This is a genomic window from Magnetospirillum molischianum DSM 120, assembly GCF_000294655.1.
In the GTDB taxonomy this organism is placed as follows: domain Bacteria; phylum Pseudomonadota; class Alphaproteobacteria; order Rhodospirillales; family Magnetospirillaceae; genus Phaeospirillum; species Phaeospirillum molischianum.
This window is the reverse complement of record NZ_CAHP01000054.1, coordinates 1-18,279: the sequence shown is the minus strand read 5'-3', so window position 1 is coordinate 18,279 and position 18,279 is coordinate 1. Positions and strand designations below refer to the sequence as shown.

The 18,279-nt window shown below is 60.2% G+C and carries 11 protein-coding genes; 4 read left to right on the top strand and 7 right to left on the bottom strand.

The features are described 5' to 3' along the window. Nucleotides 1-8 precede the first annotated feature (8 nt). Nucleotides 9-785, top strand: coding sequence for an arginyltransferase (locus PHAMO_RS16825; RefSeq protein ID WP_002731113.1), 777 nt, complete (start codon nt 9-11; stop codon nt 783-785). On the opposite strand, the gene PHAMO_RS16820 is transcribed toward PHAMO_RS16825, so the two are convergent. From PHAMO_RS16820 to PHAMO_RS16795, 6 genes are all read right to left on the bottom strand, one after another. After that, the gene (locus PHAMO_RS16820) at nt 737-2,158 is read right to left on the bottom strand and encodes an efflux transporter outer membrane subunit (protein WP_002731112.1); all 1,422 of its coding nucleotides are present in this window, start codon (nt 2,156-2,158) and stop codon (nt 737-739) included. The genes PHAMO_RS16825 and PHAMO_RS16820 overlap by 49 nt on opposite strands. Next, nucleotides 2,155-5,253, bottom strand: coding sequence for an efflux RND transporter permease subunit (locus tag PHAMO_RS16815; protein WP_002731111.1), 3,099 nt, complete (start codon nt 5,251-5,253; stop codon nt 2,155-2,157). The genes PHAMO_RS16820 and PHAMO_RS16815 overlap by 4 nt, the downstream gene beginning before the upstream one ends. Continuing rightward, the gene (locus PHAMO_RS16810) at nt 5,250-8,303 is read right to left on the bottom strand and encodes an efflux RND transporter permease subunit (protein WP_002731109.1); all 3,054 of its coding nucleotides are present in this window, start codon (nt 8,301-8,303) and stop codon (nt 5,250-5,252) included. The genes PHAMO_RS16815 and PHAMO_RS16810 overlap by 4 nt, the downstream gene beginning before the upstream one ends. Nucleotides 8,304-8,421: 118 nt before the next feature. Further along, nucleotides 8,422-9,702, bottom strand: a complete 1,281-nt coding sequence (locus PHAMO_RS16805; RefSeq protein WP_002731108.1) for an efflux RND transporter periplasmic adaptor subunit — start codon at nt 9,700-9,702, stop codon at nt 8,422-8,424. Nucleotides 9,703-9,788: 86 nt separating this feature from the next. Further along, nucleotides 9,789-10,559, bottom strand: a complete 771-nt coding sequence (locus tag PHAMO_RS16800; protein ID WP_002731107.1) for an alpha/beta fold hydrolase — start codon at nt 10,557-10,559, stop codon at nt 9,789-9,791. A 7-nt stretch (nt 10,560-10,566) separates the two neighbouring features. Continuing rightward, a complete protein-coding gene (locus PHAMO_RS16795) occupies nt 10,567-10,911 on the bottom strand; it encodes a hypothetical protein (protein WP_040567764.1) in 345 nt (114 codons plus the stop codon). 260 nt (nt 10,912-11,171) lie between these two features. On the opposite strand from PHAMO_RS16795, the gene PHAMO_RS16790 reads away from it, so the two are divergent. From PHAMO_RS16790 to PHAMO_RS16780, 3 genes are all read left to right on the top strand, one after another. Further along, nucleotides 11,172-13,826 (top strand): glycosyltransferase, encoded by a 2,655-nt coding sequence (locus tag PHAMO_RS16790; protein WP_002731104.1) that lies wholly within the window; start codon nt 11,172-11,174, stop codon nt 13,824-13,826. 82 nt (nt 13,827-13,908) lie between these two features. Next, nucleotides 13,909-16,320 carry a Tex family protein gene (locus PHAMO_RS16785; RefSeq protein ID WP_002731102.1) on the top strand — a complete coding sequence of 804 codons (2,412 nt, stop codon included), beginning with the start codon at nt 13,909-13,911 and terminating at the stop codon, nt 16,318-16,320. Between the two features lie 5 nt (nt 16,321-16,325). After that, nucleotides 16,326-17,666: an ABC transporter substrate-binding protein gene (locus PHAMO_RS16780; protein WP_002731100.1), complete on the top strand. Its 1,341-nt coding sequence runs from the start codon at nt 16,326-16,328 to the stop codon at nt 17,664-17,666. Between the two features lie 23 nt (nt 17,667-17,689). Here the strand turns inward: PHAMO_RS16780 and PHAMO_RS16775 are convergent, their stop codons facing one another. Further along, nucleotides 17,690-18,142: a YaiI/YqxD family protein gene (locus PHAMO_RS16775; RefSeq protein ID WP_002731099.1), complete on the bottom strand. Its 453-nt coding sequence runs from the start codon at nt 18,140-18,142 to the stop codon at nt 17,690-17,692. Nucleotides 18,143-18,279 lie beyond the last annotated feature (137 nt).

The following is an 18,279-nucleotide window of genomic DNA, read 5'->3' as shown; positions in this document are numbered from 1 at the left end:
GTGACATAATGGATCATTTTCCACTCAAGCGACCGCATTTCTTCTTCACGACAGCTCCCCTTCCCTGCCCCTATGTCGCCGGGCGGTTGGAGCGCAAGATCGTTACCGAGTTGAACGGAGCCGACGCAGAAGGTCTGCACGAAGCTCTGTCCCGCGCCGGTTTCCGCCGCAGCCATTCCATCGCCTACACTCCGGCCTGCCCTGGCTGCTCGGCTTGCATTCCGGTGCGGATCGTTGTCGATGGTTTTTCCCCCGGCCGCACCATGCGCAAGATCGCTCGCGTTAATGCCGAACTGGTGGCCCGCAAGGTTCCGGCCAAGGCGTCGGCGGAACAATTCCGGCTATTCGCGCGCTACCAGGAGTCGCGTCACGCCGGAGGCGACATGGCGCTGATGGGCTTTTACGATTATCGCTCGATGGTCGAGGACAGCCCGGTCGATACGTTCCTAATCGAGTTCCGACGTCCCGACGGCAGTCTGACCGCCGTGTGCTTGGCCGACCGGATGCGCGACGGTTTGTCGGCGGTCTACAGCTTCTTTGACCCCGACCTCTATCACCGCAGCTTGGGCACTCAGGTGGTGCTGTGGCTGATCGAGCAATCGCGCCAGATCGGGTTGCCCTACGTGTATCTTGGCTATTGGATTTCCGATAGCCGGAAGATGTCGTACAAGGCGCGGTTCCGCCCACTCGAAGCGTTCGGGCCAGAGGGATGGCAGGCATTCACCCCGGCAGAATTTCACGGAGCGGCTTTATCGGACGACCAGCCGCCGCCCATCGCCTTGTAGAGACCGACGACGGCTTGAAACCGGGCTAGCCGGGCCTGAGCCAGTTGATCCTGCGATGAGAACAGCGTCTTCTGGGTGTTCAGAACGGTAGTAACGTCAACGGTCCCTGCGCTCATAAGCGACTGCGCGATCTCAAAGGCTCGCCGCGCCGTCGCTTCAGCGACACGTTGCTCCTCTTCCGCCTCTGCGGTTTTTTCGACCGCGACCAGCGAGTCCTCGACGTCAGAGAAGGCCGATACCACCGCTTTGCGGTAGGTTTGCACCAATTCGTCCCAACGCGCCCGCTTCTGCTCGACCGTGCCCGCGATCTTGCCGCCGTCGAACAACGGCACGGTGAGGCTGGGACCAAGCGAAAACAGCAGGCTCTGATGCGTCATCATTTTAGCCAGATCGACACTCTGAAAGCCTCCCTGTCCGGTCAATGAGATGCTGGGAAACCATGCAGCACGAGCAACGGTAATGTCGGCATTGGCTCCGCGCAGATTGGCCTCGGCCGATAGGACATCGGGACGCCGACCCAGCAATTCCGATGGCAGACCTGGAGACACCTCGGGCACGGCCAGCACCGAAAGAGTCTCAGGCTCCAGAGCCAGATCTTCAGGCAGACGACCGACCAGAATCGCCAGCGCATTGCGCGACTGGCGGATCTGCTTTTCCAACGGTGGCACGGTAGCCCGCTGGCTGGCGACAACGTTTTCCTGTTGAGCGACATCTAGGGAGGTGGCGGTTCCCGCCGCCAGCCGGTCGCGATACACAGCCAGAACCGATTCGGCATTGCCCACCGACTCGCGGGCCAATCGCAATCGTTCACTGTATCCAAGGATGTCGAAATAGGTGGTAGCGATGGAGGATTGCATTGTCAGCATTGCTGTCTGGTGATCGAAGCGGCTGGCCTGAGCAGCCGCTTCGGCGGAATCCACTCCGGCGCGGTTTTTCCCCCAGAAATCGATCTCATAACTGGCGCTGACGGTTGCACCATAGGTGGTAACATAGTTCGGCTTCAGCCCCCCCCGACTAGCAGATGCGGAACTGGAGCTTGTCGCCATAGAGGAGCGACTACGAGTTGCGCTACCATCCCCCGTCAGCGAGGGCAACAACGCGCCTCCTGCGATTTCAACCTGAGCTTCTGCCTGCCGCACTCTCGCCATCGCGGCAGCGATGTCGAAATTGCCGATCATGGCATCCTGCATCAGCGCATCAAGCCGGGGCGAGGAAAACTGACGCCACCAATCGAGAGATGGCCACTCGGCGGTACGATTGGTCCCATTCCAGGCAGCGGGAGGCGGCGCTTCCGGGGCGATATACGCGTCGCCGATCGAGCAACCGCCCAGCAGGGCGGCCAGGGTCAGAGGATAAACAAGCGTTCGGATCACGGGGCAACCTCCATCCGCCGGTCGCGTCGGTTCCGCCACCAACGAGACAAACGGGCCAGCGAAAGATAAACCACAGGAGTGGTGAACAGGGTTAGCATCTGCGACAGCAGAAGACCGCCGACGATTGCGATACCGAGCGGCTGGCGCAGCGCCCCCACCGGACCGGAGGCCAGCGCCAGCGGTAATGCGCCCAACAAGGCCGTCAGTGTGGTCATGGTGATCGGACGAAAACGGATATGACACGCTTCGCGGATCGCCTGATCGGGTGTCAGACCACGCCGTTCGGCCGTGATCGCGAAATCAACCAATAGAATACCATTTTTCTTGACGATCCCCATGAGCAGGAACACGCCAATAATACTGATCAAGGTCAATTCGGTGCCGGTAATCAGCAAGGCCAGCAACGCCCCCAACCCCGCCGAAGGCAGGGTTGATATAATCGTCAGAGGGTGCAAGGTACTCTCATAAAGAATACCAAGAACGATAAAGATCGTCAGCAACGCCGCCGCGATCAGGATCGGCTGGTCGCGCGAGGTATCGGCAAAGGCTTTGACGTTACCCGCCGGAGCGATGTGAATCCCAGCGGGCAATCCGATATCGTGCCCGGCCTGTTCCAGCCTCTCCGCCGCAGTGCCAAGCGGCGTTCCGGGAGCAAGGTTAAAGCTCAGAGTGGCCGAGGGAAATTGCCCGCGGTGAGCGACCGACATGGGCGATGTCGTGTAGTCGAATCGGGCCAGCGCATCGAACGGAACCAAGGTGCCATCGGCGGCCTTGACCCACAAGCTATGCAACGAATCCGGGCTTTCTGTATGGCGACGATCCACCTCAAGCACGACCTTGTACTGATTGCGCTGGGTATACATCGTTGCAACCTGACGCTCGGCAAAGGCGTTCTGCAGCACTTGATCGATCGAGGAAACATCAACCCCCAACCGTGCGGCAGCATCACGATCGATCACGACCTGGGCTTGCGGCATAGCGATGTCGAGATCACTGGAGATGTCGGCGAGGCCGGTATCCTTCTTCAGACGTTCGACAAGTTTCGGCGTCCATTCCTTTAGGTCGTCAAGGGAATCCGACGACAAGGCGAACTGGAATTGCGCCCGCCCTCGGTTACCACCGACACGGATATCCTGACCGGCCTGCATGAAGGCGGTAACACCATCGACTTGCGCCAATTTGGGCCGCAGCCGGTCGATTACCTCCTGGGCACTGGCCTTACGCTGCTCGATCGGCTTTAACGTCACGAACATCCGGCCCTGATTGTTGAGGCCGCCATCCCCGCCCGAGCCAATGAACGAGGCGACTCCCTCGACCGCTGGATCGGACAGGATCACCTCGCCGACTTTCTGCTGCCGCTCGGCCATGGCGCGGAAGGAGATATCGACTCGTGCCTCAACCGAAGTGAAAATCATCCCAGTGTCTTGAGGTGGGAAAAATCCTTTAGGGACAACACCATAGAGGTATATTGTCAACCCCACCGCCCCGAAGGTGACACCAAGCATCAGCCGGGGATGCGCCAGGGCATGAACCAGCCCAGATTCGTAAACACGCAGCATCCAGGCCATTACCGCTTCGCCACCTCGCGCAACCATAGACGGCCGTCCCTCTGGTTTGGCACGCGACATCAGATAGCTGAACAGAGCCGGAGTTACCGTCAGTGACACGAGGGCCGATGCAGTGATCGCCACCGACAAAGTCACAGCGAATTCGCGGAACATCCGCCCGATAATGCCCCCCATGAACAGCAGGGGAATGAACACCGCAACCAAAGATAGAGTGATTGACACAACGGTAAAGATGATTTCCGACGCACCTTTTATCGCGGCATGCAGCGGTGTCTCGCCCGCTTCGATATAACGGGCGATGTTCTCAATCATCACGATGGCGTCATCGACGACGAACCCGACCGAGATGATAATCGCCAGAAGAGAAATGGTATTGAGGCTATACCCTAGCAGCGCCATCACCGCGAAGGTCGCGGCCAGCGACAGCGGCACCGTCACCGTCGCCGCCAAAGTCGGCGTTACCCTTCCCAGCGACAGATAAACCACCAGCACCACTAACACGATCGACAGCAGCAAGGTCATCTCGACATCGGCCAGGGTGGCGCGGATATTGCCGGTACGGTCATTGACCACTGAAACGGTGGTTCCGGCAGGCATCCACCGTTGCAATTGAGGTAGGATTGCGTGGATACGCTCGGTCGTCTCGACGACGTTGGCACCGGGCTGTTTGCTGATGATGACCAGAACCGCGCGGTCGCGATTGAACCAACCTGCCTGTCTGATGCTTTCGACCGAATCCGTCACTTGGGCAATCTGCGACAGCCGCACGATCGCTCCGTTCGCCGCCCGGACGATCAGCGGCGCATGCGCGGCGGCAGTGTAAAGCTGATCGTTGATGGCAAGGCTCATCACCTCACGTGGGCCGTCGATACTCCCCAATGGCTGTGCGACATTGGATTGGGTCAGGGCGGTGCGGACATCTTCAAGCGATAGCCCCATTGCCGACAGGCGTCCGGGATCGACCGCAACCCGTACTGCCGGTTTGTCAGCCCCTCCCAGGAATACCCGTCCCACCCCCTCGATCTGCGAGATACGCTGGAGCAAAATCGCATCGGCGGCGTCGTAAATCTTCGCGGGTGGCAAGCTCTGCGAGGTCACCGCCAAAATCATGATCGGCGCATCGGCCGGGTTCAGTTTACGAAAAGTCGGTGGAGTCGGCAAATCGACCGCCAGTTCCGCACCAGCCGAATTAATCGCAGACTGAACATCCTGAGCCGCACCGTTGATATCGCGTTCCAGATCGAACTGAACGATGATCGAGGTCGAACCCTGATTGCTGGTCGAGATCAGTTCGGTAACGCCCGCGATCTCACCCAATCGCCGTTCCAGCGGTGCCGCCACGGTCGCGGCCATGGTGGCTGGATCGGCACCAGGCAGACGTGCCATCACCATGATGGTCGGGAAATCGACCGAAGGCAGAGGTGCCACCGGCAGCCGGTCAAAGGCAACCATTCCAGCCAGCAGCATCCCCAACGCCAGGAGCAGGGTGGCGACCGGGCGACGGATGAACAGCTCGCTGAAATTCATGCCGCCGCCCTGCCCCGCCGTAAGCGGTCAAGCGCCAGATAGATCACTGGCGTGGTGTAGAGGGTAAGAAACTGACTGAGCAGCAGGCCGCCAACAATCGCGATCCCGAGCGGGCGGCGCAGTTCGTACCCTGTGCCGCTATCGATCGCGAGCGGAATCGCACCGAGGAGCGCCGCCATCGTCGTCATCATGATCGGTCGGAAGCGTAACGCGCAGGCCTGACGGATCGCCTCAAGCGGCGGGAGTCCTTCGACCCGCTCTGCCTCCAGCGCAAAGTCGATCATCATGATCGCGTTCTTCTTAACAATCCCCATCAGCAACAAGATGCCGATCAACCCGACCAGGGAGAGATCGTTACCGGTCGCCAACAAAGCAAGCAACGCCCCAATTCCGGCCGAAGGCAGGGTTGACATGATCGTCAGCGGATGGATGAAGCTCTCGTACAGCACACCGAGGACGATATAGATCACCACCAGAGCCGCCACGATCAGCCACGGCTCGTTTTTCAGCGAGGAGCGGAATTCGGCGGCATCGCCAGTGAAGTCGCCAGCGATGGTCTCGGGCAACCCCATCTCGGCCTCGATTTGACCGATGGTCTCGATAGCCTGCCCCAGCGATGCGCCCGGCGCGAGGTTGAAGCTAAGAGTTACCGCTGGAAACTGGCTTTGATGGGTAACCACCAGCGGCGCGGTCTTACGCGCCACCGTCGCCACAGCCGACAACGGCACCAAAGCCCCATTCGACGAACGGACATAGATCGATCCCAAGGCTTCCGGCCCGAGTTGGAAATCGGGCGTTACCTCCAGGATCACGTGATACTGGTTGACCTGGGAATAGATCGTCGAAATCTGGCGCTGGCCGAATGCGTCGTATAGGGTGTCGTCAATCGCCTGGGGCAGTACACCGAGCCGCCCCGCTTTATCGCGGTCGATGACGATATCGGCGACCAGCCCACCTTCCTGCGCGTCAGATGCCAGATCGGTCAGCAACGGTGAAGCGCGCATCCGTTCCAGAACCCGAGGAGCCCATTCCGCCAATTCGACGGCATCGACATCGGCCAGGGTGTATTGGAAGCGGGTTCGGCTGGTGCGGGGGCTGATCTGGATATCCTGAGCGGCGCGCAGATGGACCTGGATTCCCGCCACCGGAGCCAGTTGGCGGGACAGGCGGGCAATCACCTCATCAGCAGAAGCCGAGCGCTTGCGCCTGGGCTTCAGAACGATCGTCAACTGCCCGGTATTGGCGGTGATGTTGGTTGGCCCGGCACCCAGAAACGAAGCGACCCCGGCGATATCCGGGTCCTGGCCAACGATCGCCGCCACCTTCCCTTGCAATTCGCTCATCGCGGCGAACGAGATTTCTGGACGGGCATCGGTCGTCGCGACAATCAGGCCGGTATCCTGAGACGGCAGGAAGCCCTTGGGCATCCCGATATAAAGTGCCACCGTCCCGACCAATGTTGCCGCTGCCAGCCACAACGTCGCCGTCTGCCGCGCCAACACCCAATCGAGCGACCGGGCATAGGCGCCAGACAGAGCCAGGAACAGACGACCCGAGCGCGCCTCGCGATCGCCGCCTTTCAACATATGACCGCACATCATCGGCGTCAGGGTTAGCGACACCACCGCCGACACCACCACGGCAACCGTCAGGGTCATGGCGAATTCACGAAACAACCGCCCAACGATCCCGGTCATGAATAGCAAGGGAATGAAAACCGCGACCAAAGACACGGTTAGCGACACAATCGTAAAACCGATCTCGCGCGCACCAGCCAGAGCGGCCTCGAACGGCTTCATCCCTTTCTCAATATAGCGGACGATATTTTCGATCATTACGATCGCATCATCGACGACAAATCCCGCAGAAATCGTCAGAGCCATAAGCGATAGATTATCGAGAGAGAACCCGGCAAGAGACATCACCCCGAAGGTGCCGACCAGCGACAACGGCAGCGCTACCGCCGGAATCAGAGTCGCACGCGGACTGCGCAGGAACCCCCAGATCACCCCGATCACCAACAGAACGGTCAGAGCAAGAGTGAATTCGACATCAGCAACAGAGGCGCGAATTGTCTCGGTGCGATCGACCAGAATCGACAGAGTTACCCCGGCTGGAATCGATAGAGCCAGTTCCGGCAACTTTGCTTTCAGCCGATCAACCGTCTCGACGATATTGGCACCGGGCTGGCGTTGAATATTAAGGATCACAGCAGGCTTGCCGTTGTGCCAGCCGCCGACGCGCGCGTTCTCGACTCCCTCGATCACATCGCCGACATCGCGGACCCGCACCGGCGCGCCATTGCGCCACGCGATTACCTGGGACGCATAGCCGGCAGGGGTCGTGATCTGATCATTGGCACCAAGCGACAGCGCCTGACTGACACCATCAAAACTGCCCTTCGGCAGATCGACATTGGCTTTGGCCAGTGCGGCCCGCACCTCCTCCAGCGACAGATCGTAACCCGACAGTCTGGCCGGATCGATCCGCACCCGCACGGCGGGCCTCTGCCCACCTTCGACCACCACCCGCCCAACTCCGCCAATCTGGCTCAGTTTCTGCGAGAGCAAGGTGTCAGCGACGTCATTGACGACGGTGATCGGCAGAGTCTCAGACCCCAGCGCCAGTGTTAGAATCGGCGGATCGGCCGGATTAACCTTGGCGTAAGCCGGGGGGTAAGGCAGCTTATCGGGCAGAACGCCATTGGCTGCGTTGATCGCCGCCTGAACGTCTTGCGAAGCGACGTCGATATCCTTCGACAGGTCGAATTGCAGGGTGATCGCGCTGATCCCCTGCGAACTGGTCGAGGTCATCATTGTCAGGCCGGGGATCAGCCCAAATTGACGCTCAAGCGGCGTGGTCAGCAGCGAAGCGACCGTGTCGGCGCTGGCTCCTGGCAGACGAGTGGTAACCTGGATGGTCGGAAAGTCAACTTGGGGCAGTGCGGACACCGGTAGCAGGCGAAACCCCAGCAGCCCCCCCAGAACCACTGCGAAAGCCAGCAGCCAGGACGCGATCGGACGGCGAATGAATGGCTCTGAAATATTCATATTGATTGCCCCTCAATCGCCGGGCGCTCTCTCCGCTCGCTAGGCTCTCGCGCCATCAGGCGCGAGGGAGACGAGACCTTGGGAGAAATGGGCAGGGTCTCTGTAACGACGATTCGCCTCACCGGCTTTGCGCTCCGGCAGGGGCCGGAGCCGGAGGAATCGGAAAGGACGTTGACGCGGCAGCGGCGGCATCTCTCGCTTTGGCTCGGTCTTCGGGCAGGCTAATCTTTGAACCGGGCTTCAATTTTGCGACGCCGTCGGTGACAACTACATCTCCCTCCTCCAACCCAGATTCGATCAGCGCCTGTTCGGATTCGATCGCTCCGATTGTCACTGAACGCATTTCGACCGTTTTTTCCGGGGTGACGCGGAAGACATAAGGCCCTTGTGGCCCACGCTGGACCGATGGCAGAGGAACAACCAGACCGTCGTGACGGACAGCCAGCAACAGCCGAACCGTAACAAATCCGCCAGGCCACAACCTTCGTTCGGCATTCGGCAAGACCGCCTTTAATTTGATTGTGCCGGTGGTCTGGTCTATCTGGTTATCGACCAGTTCCAGTTCTCCCGTGTCGATTACCCCCTTGCCGTCCGACTGGGTCGCCAGGACCGTCAGGCGATTCCCCTGAGCCATTCGTTCGTTAATCGCGTTCAAATTCTGCTGCGGTAAAGTGAAAATGACAGAAATCGGCTGAACCTGAGTCAGGTTCACCAGTCCGGTCGTATCAGAAGCGTGGACGATGTTACCCCGATCGACCTGACGGATACCGACCCGGCCATCGATCGGCGCGGCGATCACAGTGTGGCTAAGTTGAATCCGAGCCGAACTGATCGCCGCTTCATCAGCGCGAACCGCGGCTTCAAGCTGACGAACTTGAGCACGCTGGGTATCGACGCTCTGGCCGGTAACGCGATCACCCAAAGCGACATAGCGGGCCAAATCGCGCCGCGCCGCATCAAGCTGGGCCTGATCTTTATCGCGGGTGGCCTGGGCCTGTTCATACGCGGCACGATAGGTGCGCGGATCGATCTGGGCCAGCACGTCCCCCGCCTTGACGTCCTGCCCCTCGCGGAACAGCACCTCAATCAGCTCTCCATCGACCTGCGAGCGCACGGTGACGGTGTTGAAAGCCTGTACAGTCCCCAGCGCGTCAAGATACAGCGGCACATCGCGCCGCGATACCGAAGCTGTCAGAACCGGCACCGGACGCCCTTCTGGCCCACCCGGACCTCCAGGACCACCCTTGGCGGTAGCAGCCCCAGACCCTCCTGAAGAAAGTGTTCCAGACTTGAGACCGGGAAACAGAAAATAAGCGGCAAGGCCGAGGCCCGCCAAAACGGCGAAAACAATCGCCAGCCGCCGGAACGCGGTTCTGTTGTTAGGCTGGTGCAAAGACACGCCGTCAACTCCCTTGGGCTCGGTCGCGGCGGGGATTATGGCCGCTAGCCACGTTTATTGTCTGTAACAGAGGGTAACCATCGTCTTTATCGGCGAAGGAAATCTACTAAAGAGGTTATAAAGGCCGTTTGAGCATCGGCATGAATCCAGTGGCCAGCATCGGCGATCACGGTGTGACGTGCAGCGGGAAATAGCGCGGCAATGACATCGCGATGGATAGGGCGCAGGTATTCAGACCGCCCCCCGGCAATGAACAGAGTTGGCCCGGAATAATTGCGTCCGGGGGGGGAGGCAGGAAAGCCCAGAATATCGTCCATATGGGCCAACAATACCGCCAGATTGGGCCGCCAACGATAGCCCTCGGCCCCACTCTCCAAATTTTGCAGTAAAAATGCGCGGAAGGCTGGATCGGGCACGGCCACCGTCAAAGCGGCGGAAACATCGGCGCGGCTGCGCATCTCTGACAGCCTGACGGCCCGCATCGCCCGGATAAACGGCGCGAAAGTATGGTCGTAGGCGACCGGGGCGATATCGACAACGACCAGACGCTCGACAAGATCGGGCCGGGTTAAGGCCAGAGTCATCGCCGCCTTGCCCCCCATCGAGTGGCCCAACAGCACAACCTTTCGCCCCAGCGTCTCGATTGCCGCCGCGATTTCACGGGCCATGAAAGGATAATCCATCGTCTCGGCCCATGGACTGGCGCCATGATTGGGCAGATCGAAAGCAAGAACATGCCACGAATCACTTAACGCCTTGGCAACACTGCCCCAATTACGCGACGACCCCAGCAATCCATGCAAGATCACCAGCGGCGGCGAACTGGACGCACCGTTTTCGACGACAGCCAAACGCATCGGACGATCAGAGCCGGAAAAGATGGTTGGGACCGCGCACCTGACGGCCGATATGACGACCGACAACCTTCATCAGCGCAAAAGTCGGACGCACGAACTCAACCGCGACCCAATCCGCCTTAGCTGCACGAACGACAGCAATCCCCTTGGCTAAAGGATTCGGATCCTCGTAAGCGGAGCGCAACTCGAACGGAAAGCGCAATCCTGGATCAAGGCGATAGGGGGGATTGCGGAATTTGAGGCCGCCGATCGAAACATCGACCACTTCGACCAAATTCCCATCGAACAGCAGGAACAGCCCGTCACCCTGATGCCGATCGTCGAGACGACGGTTCAAACCGCGGTTCGCCAAGGTGATGTTCCCCACCGATTGATGAGAGGGCAAGCTTACCTTGGATTGCTCCGTCTGTCACGGTCGCGCACGCGGCGGCGGCGGCATGGCCGCCTGTGGCTGTGACCATGGACAGCGGACGATGGCTGGGCTAATAATCGCGCTCGTTTCTTAGGGATTAATGACCGCCGCGCCCGTCCTGATCGCGTCCATATTCGCCAAAGAGCACAGGTTGGGCGCGCGGTCAGTTTTCTTCACACCCATTCGGACCCCGCCCATTCATGCGCCTCTCCGGTATCGTTGTCCTGCTGTTGATCGTTCTTGGCAATCTCGGCTTCTGGGCGGCGATCAACCGCCCGCAGACCGGCTTACCTTGGTCAGGCACCATCAAGAGCGTGTCGTTCAGCCCCAGCCGGGCCGATGACGACCCGACATTGGTTCGAAAGCTCCCTTATCTGGACGAGACTCATCTCGCCACCCGTGAAGAGATGGACGAGGATCTCGCCCTTCTCGCCGGAAAGGTAGAGCAGGTCCGCACTTATTCAACCCTAGAAGGGCTGGATCAGGTGCCGGAATTGGCTGCCCACCATGGGTTGAAGGCGCTGCCCGGAGCATGGCTTGATGAGCGACTCGCTCGCAACGAGGTCGAGATCGAGAACATCATCCGCATCGCTCGCGACAATCCAAATGTCGAACGGGTGATCATCGGCAACGAAAACCTGACGCTGCATCGTCTGACTGTGGATCAGATGGTCCGCTATCTGCGTCGGGTCCGGGCCGCTCTGCCCGACCGGGTCAAGATCAGCACCGCCGAGGCGTGGTCGATCTGGCTCGACTATCCCGAATTGGCGCGCGAGGTTGATTTCATCACCATCCACACCCTTCCCTTCTGGGAACGGGTTGATATCAGCAAAGCGCTGGATTTCACCAAGCGAATGGTTCGCGAGGTCAAGAACGCCTATCCCGACAAGCCTTTGTTCATCGGTGAAGTTGGCTGGCCTTCGGCTGGGCGATCCTATGGCGATTCCGAACCGTCCCTGGTCAATCAGGCTCTGTTCCTGCGCCATTTCCTGAATTGGGCGCATCAAGAAAAGCTGGACTACAATATCGTCGAGGCGTTCGACCAACCCTGGAAGGTCAACCTCGATAACAACGCCAGTGAAAAGCACTGGGGTATCTGGACAGTCGAGCGCCAGCCGAAATTCAACTGGATCGGTCCGGTGATCGAGTTCGAGGAGTGGCCGTTCCAGGCCGCTGCGGCAACCTTCATCGCCTTCCTTCCTGTTGCATGGTTCCTGTTCAAATGGCGCAATCTGCGTCTGCCGGGAAAAATATTCTTTGGCGTCCTCGTCCAATTCGCCGCCACTCTGGTGATCTGGACAATGTCAACGCCGGTCTTGAAGGACGTCGCGCCCGGCACCGGGCTGATGCTGGGATTGCTGTTACCGGCGCAATTGCTTCTTTTGTTCGTGGTGCTGATCGCCGGAATCGAGGTCACCGAACTGACCTGGGCCAGCCGGTTCAAGCGCCGTTTCACCGCCCTGCCTCCGGCCGAGTGCAAGCGCTTCCCCAAGGTATCGCTGCACCTGCCCTGTTATAACGAACCGCCCGAGATGGTGAAGCTGACCATCGACAGCCTGATGGCGCTGGATTACCCCAATTTCGAGATCCTGGTGCTCGACAACAACACCAAGGATCCCAAAGTATGGGAGCCGGTGCGCGATTATTGCGCCTCGCTGGGCGAGAAGGTGAAGTTCTTCCATCTCGCACCGTGGCCGGGAGCCAAGGCCGGAGCGTTGAACTTCGCGCTGACGGTCACCGATCCTGAAGCCGAGATTATTGGCGTGGTCGATTCCGATTATATCGTGACCCCCAACTGGCTGAAGGGACTGGTCCCCTACTTCGAGAATCCCAAGGTTGGCCACGTTCAGGCTCCGCAGGATCACCGTGAATGGGAAAACGACCTGTTCAAGGAAATGATCAACTGGGAGTATGCCGGGTTCTTCGATATCGGCATGGTCTATCGCAACGAAGCCAATGCGATCATCCAGCACGGCACCATGACGCTAATCCGTAAGGAGGCTCTGGAAAAGGCCGGGCGCTGGGGCGAGTGGTGCATTGTCGAGGATGCCGAGCTTGGCCTGCGTTTCCTCAAGGACGGTTACGAATCGGTCTATGTCCAGGACCGCATCGGCCACGGCTTAGTTCCCGATAGCTTCATGGCCTACAAAAAGCAGCGGTTCCGCTGGGCCTATGGTGCCGTACAGATTCTGAAGGCACACTGGCGCTCGTTGATGCCGTTTACCAAGAGCGGACTGACCGCCGGACAGAAATACCATTTCGTCTCGGGCTGGCTACCTTGGTTCGCCGATGCCTTCTATCTGCTGTTCACCATCGCCAGCCTGATTTGGTCGCTGGGAATGGTGCTGGCACCGCGATATTTCCCAACCCCGTTAGCGGTGTTCACCCTGCCGACGGTCGGCGTGTTTGTTGCCAAGATCATCCATCATTTCTTCCTCTACACCACGCGGGTCAAATGCACGTTGCGTCAGCGTTCGCTGGCGGCAATCGCTGGAATGGGCCTGACCTATTCGATCGCCCGAGCGATGTGGCAGGGTATTTTCACCAAATCGACGCCGTTCATGCGGACACCTAAGATGGCCAACAAGGCAGCCTTTACCCAGGGCTTCCTGATGGCGTCGGAAGAAAGCGCACTGATGCTGGCGCAGTGGATCGCGGCAATCGTGGTGCTGTTGCCCAAGAACAATTTCTATGACCCGGACGTGCGGCTGTGGTCGCTGGTGCTGGTGGTGCAGGCGATGCCATTCCTGGCCGCTCTCATCACCTCGCTGATCAGCGTGATGCCGTCGAAGACCTCGACCGACGAGCCGCCGGCCCAAACGGCCGATCCGGCCAAGGTCCAGCCCGCAGCCTGATCAACGTGGGCCGCCGGTTTTGTTTCGAGCCCGCCGCCCGGGGATAACCCGGGCGGTTGTTTTTCTTATCGGCAGAGAGCGCATGACCTCCTCACCCCAGTCCGCGTCGGCTTCGGCCGCTATCCTCTCCCGCATCGCCCAGGAATTGTCGGTTCGTACCGCCCAGGTCGAAGCGACGGTGCAGTTGCTCGACGGCGGCGCGACGGTTCCCTTCGTCGCCCGCTACCGTAAGGAGGCGACGGGCGGATTGGACGACACCCAACTCCGCACCCTGGAAGAACGGCTGTCTTATCTGCGCGAATTGGAAGACCGCCGTGCCGCGATCCTGAAATCGATCGACGAGCAGGGCAAGCTTACCCCCGATCTGACGGAGCGAATCTCCGCAGCTGATAGCAAGGCCCGGCTGGAAGACCTTTATCTTCCCTTTAAACAAAAGCGCCGAACCAAGGCACAGATTGCTCGCGAGGCCGGGCTGGAGCCGCTGGCCGACGCTCTCCTGTCCGATCCGTCGCTCAATCTGGAGCAGGCAGCCTTTCCCTACGTTGATAGCGAAAAGGGCGTTGCTGACGTCAAGGCCGCATTGGACGGGACTCGTCAGATTTTGATGGAACGATTTGCCGAAGACGCCGAATTGCTGGGCTCTTTGCGCGACCATCTCTGGCAGGGTGGCGTTCTGATCTCGACCGTTGTCGAAGGCAAGGCCGAGGCCGGAGCCAAGTTTAGCGATTACTTCGATTATCGCGAGACATTGCGGGCGATCCCATCTCACCGCGCTTTGGCTCTGTTTCGGGGGCGGAACGAAGGCGTTCTTTCTCTGAAGCTCCTCCCCCCCGACGAGGCCGCCCGTTCCGATGAGTCTTCTCCCTCCTCCACACCAGGAGAGTGTGAGACCCGCATTGCCCGGAGATTTGGCATTGCCGACCGCAAACGCCCGGCCGATCCCTGGTTGGCCGAAACGGTGCGCTGGGCTTGGCGGGTCAAGATCCAGATGCACCTTGAACTGGAATTGATGGGCCGTCTGCGCGAGACAGCCGAAGATGAAGCGATCCGCGTGTTCGCCCGCAATCTGCGCGCCCTGCTGCTCCAGGCTCCCGCCGGAGCGCGCGCCTGCATCGGCCTCGACCCCGGCATTCGCACCGGCGTCAAAGTGGCGGTCACCGACGCAACCGGCAAGCTGGTTGAAACCACGACGCTTTACCCCCACCAGCCACGCAATGATTGGCAGGGGGCACTGGCGGCGTTGGGGCAACTCGTCCGCAAACACAAGCCGCAACTGATCGCAATCGGTAACGGCACCGCCTCGCGCGAAACCGATAAACTGGCACAAGATCTGATCCGCCAGCATCCCGATATCAAGTTGGAAAAGCTGGTGGTCAGCGAAGCCGGAGCCTCGGTCTATTCCGCTTCGGAACTGGCTGCGAAGGAATTCCCCGACATCGACGTCTCGCTACGCGGTGCCGTCTCGATTGCCCGGAGATTACAAGACCCGCTGGCTGAACTCGTCAAGATCGACCCCAAGGCAATCGGAGTCGGGCAGTACCAGCATGACGTGGATCAGGGGCGCCTGGGCCGCTCGCTTGATGCCGTGGTCGAGGATTGCGTCAATGCGGTCGGCGTCGAAGTCAACACCGCCTCGGCGCCGCTACTGGCCCGCGTCGCAGGTCTGGGGCCGACGGTCGCCCGCAATATCGTCGATTACCGCGATCGCTTCGGGCCATTCGCCAGCCGCGAGGCGCTGAAACAGGTTGACCGGCTGGGACCGAAGGCGTTCGAGCAGGCGGCGGGCTTCCTCCGCGTCGTTGGTGGTGTCAACCCGCTCGATTCATCGGCGGTCCATCCCGAGGCCTATCCTGTGGTCGAACGGATCGTCAAAACGACTGGTCGCCCGGTTCAAGCCCTGATCGGTGACACCGCCTTCGTTCGCGGTCTCGATCCATCCGACTTCACCGACAGTCGGTTCGGCGAACCGACCGTGCGCGACATCCTGCGCGAACTGGAAAAGCCCGGCCGCGACCCCCGTCCAGAATTCAAAACCGCCACTTTCCGCGACGGAGTTGAGAGCCTGACCGATCTTCAGCCCGGCATGGTCCTTGAGGGCGTCGTTACCAACGTCACCAATTTCGGGGCTTTCGTCGATATCGGCGTCCATCAGGACGGGTTGGTGCACATCTCGCTTCTGGCCAACCGCTTCGTCAAGGACCCCCACGAGGTGGTCAAGCCCGGTGATCTGGTCAAAGTCAAGGTGCTGGAAGTTGACGTGAAGCGCAAACGCATCGCCCTATCGATGCGGCTGGACGAGGCGGCCGCTCCATCCCGGTCGGGAGATAAAGCCGAAAGAAAAGGTGGCGAGCAACGCCCGCCCCGGTCCCAACACGCGGCCAATACCTCTGCACCGCGCGAGCAACGCCGTCCCGCCAAGGTTCAGGCCGCACCCGAGGAAGGCGATGGTGCGCTTGCCGCCGCGTTTGCCCGAGCTGCTTTGAAAAAGAGGTAACACAGATGGGCCGTCGCGCCGTTTCGTTCGCGCTGCTGCTGGCGGCGGCGTTGCTTCCCCCTCAAATGGCGGCGGCATTGCCCAATCCGACCAGCGCAGCGGGCAATCCGACCATCGTCATCGGCGTGATCGCGACCCTGAGCGGCCCCGGAGCACTGGCGGGACAGGACGAGCTTGATGGGGTCATTACCGCAGTCCGGCAGCTTGGGGGGCGCTTCGCTAACCAGGAAGTAAAGGTGGTCGCGGTCGATGACCACGGCTCCCCCGATACGGCACTTCAGGTCACCCAACGCCTTCTTGAACACGAAAAAGTTGATTTCGTGATGACGGCGGTATCGCAGGCATCGATGGCGGCGATCATCAAGACGCTACTCGATTCGCGGGTGTTCATTCTCAATCTCGATGCAACACCACTTGATCTCGCTGGATCGGGATGCAACCCCAGCCTGTTCGATCTATCCACTCCACCCGACGCGCTTCACGAAGCCCTCGGTGCAGTTCTGTCTGCTGAAAAAATGCGTCGATTGGTTGTTGTTGCCCCGGATATCCCACAGACAGATCTGGCTCTGGCCGCACTCCGCCGCACCTGGACGGGCGAAGTGATGACTGTCCTACGCCCTCGCCATGGGGCCGCGACCTTTGCCGCCGAGCTTGATACCGTACGCCGCCTCAGTCCAGATGCGGTCTATTCCCTCCTCACCGGAGGGATGGGACTGTCATTCGTGCGCGATTACGCCGCCGCTGGATTGAAAACCGAGATTCCCTTGATCGGCAACTCGAATGGCTTCGAACGCCCACTGCTTGCCGCAATGGACGATGCCGCTCTCGATATCCTGACGGTATCGTCGTGGAGTCCTGATCTCGACGTGCCGGTCAATCGCCGCCTGATCGCCGACTTTGAAGCCGAATACGCCCGTCCCGTGACGTCTTGGGTCGCCCAGGGCTATGACGCAGCCTTGCTGATCGATTCGGCAATGCGCGCCACAAATGGCCGCACCGGAGATCGCGATGCCGTCCGCAATGCGCTCCGCCGCGCCGACTTCTCTTCAGTGCGCGGTGCATTCCGTTTCGATCCCAACCAAATGCCGTCGCTGACGATCTATCAGCGCAGGGTTACACGCGACACCAAGGGACGGCTGACTCAAGAACTGCATGGTATCGCCTTGCGCGACTGGCATAATCACCACATCAATGAATGCCCAATGCGCTGGTCTGAAGAATCCGTCGCTCCCCGCGCTTCGAAGCAAGCCCCGGCAACCCCTGCCCCCACCGCCCCCGTCGTCCCCCCGCCTCCGCCGCCGGTTCTGCTCGATCCGCCGCCGCTCGATGCGGATATGTCGGATTAATCGAACGCGACACAGCCGTAGCTCTATCTCACCTTTCGGGCGGCGTGGACCATCGTATCGAGGGCGGATAGGAAACGGGAACGGTCGCGCGGTCCGAACGGAGCGGGACCGCCAGTAATGGCTCCGGTTTCGCGCAAAGACGTCATCAGATCGCGGGTGGCGAGAACGTCGCCGATTGAGGATTCGGTAAAGGCCCGTCCATCGGGGCGGATCGCAAGAGCGCCTTTTTCCAAGCAACGTGCAGCCAACGGAATATCGTTGGTGACGCAGATATCGCCGCGCTCGATCAGATCTACGATGCGTTTATCGGCAACGTCTGGACCTTCGGGAACGACGATCATTTTGAACAGAGGGTGATCGGGCAAGCGCAGCCAGGAGTTTCCGACGACTGTGACCACCAGTTCATAGCGCTCGGCGACACGGAACGTTTCCGCCTTGACCGGACAGGCGTCTCCATCGACGAAGATCGCAGTCACGATATGCGACGAGCCAACAGAGCCTCGCACCCCAACGACCGAGCCAGACGGTCGAAAGCACGGTCGAGGTCAAGAACGAAGGCGGGTTTCGGAAGGCATTTCAAGCACGAGGTAGCGTTGCTCGGCGACGAGGCGGG

Coding starts and splice junctions, on each gene's coding strand:
- PHAMO_RS16785 (WP_002731102.1), top strand. CDS start 13,909: ATGACCTCCTCACCCCAGTCCGCGTCGGCTTCGGCCGCTATCCTCTCC.
- PHAMO_RS16790 (WP_002731104.1), top strand. CDS start 11,172: ATGCGCCTCTCCGGTATCGTTGTCCTGCTGTTGATCGTTCTTGGCAAT.
- PHAMO_RS16825 (WP_002731113.1), top strand. CDS start 9: ATGGATCATTTTCCACTCAAGCGACCGCATTTCTTCTTCACGACAGCT.
- PHAMO_RS16815 (WP_002731111.1), bottom strand. CDS start 5,253: ATGAATTTCAGCGAGCTGTTCATCCGTCGCCCGGTCGCCACCCTGCTC.
- PHAMO_RS16810 (WP_002731109.1), bottom strand. CDS start 8,303: ATGAATATTTCAGAGCCATTCATTCGCCGTCCGATCGCGTCCTGGCTG.
- PHAMO_RS16780 (WP_002731100.1), top strand. CDS start 16,326: ATGGGCCGTCGCGCCGTTTCGTTCGCGCTGCTGCTGGCGGCGGCGTTG.
- PHAMO_RS16800 (WP_002731107.1), bottom strand. CDS start 10,559: ATGCGTTTGGCTGTCGTCGAAAACGGTGCGTCCAGTTCGCCGCCGCTG.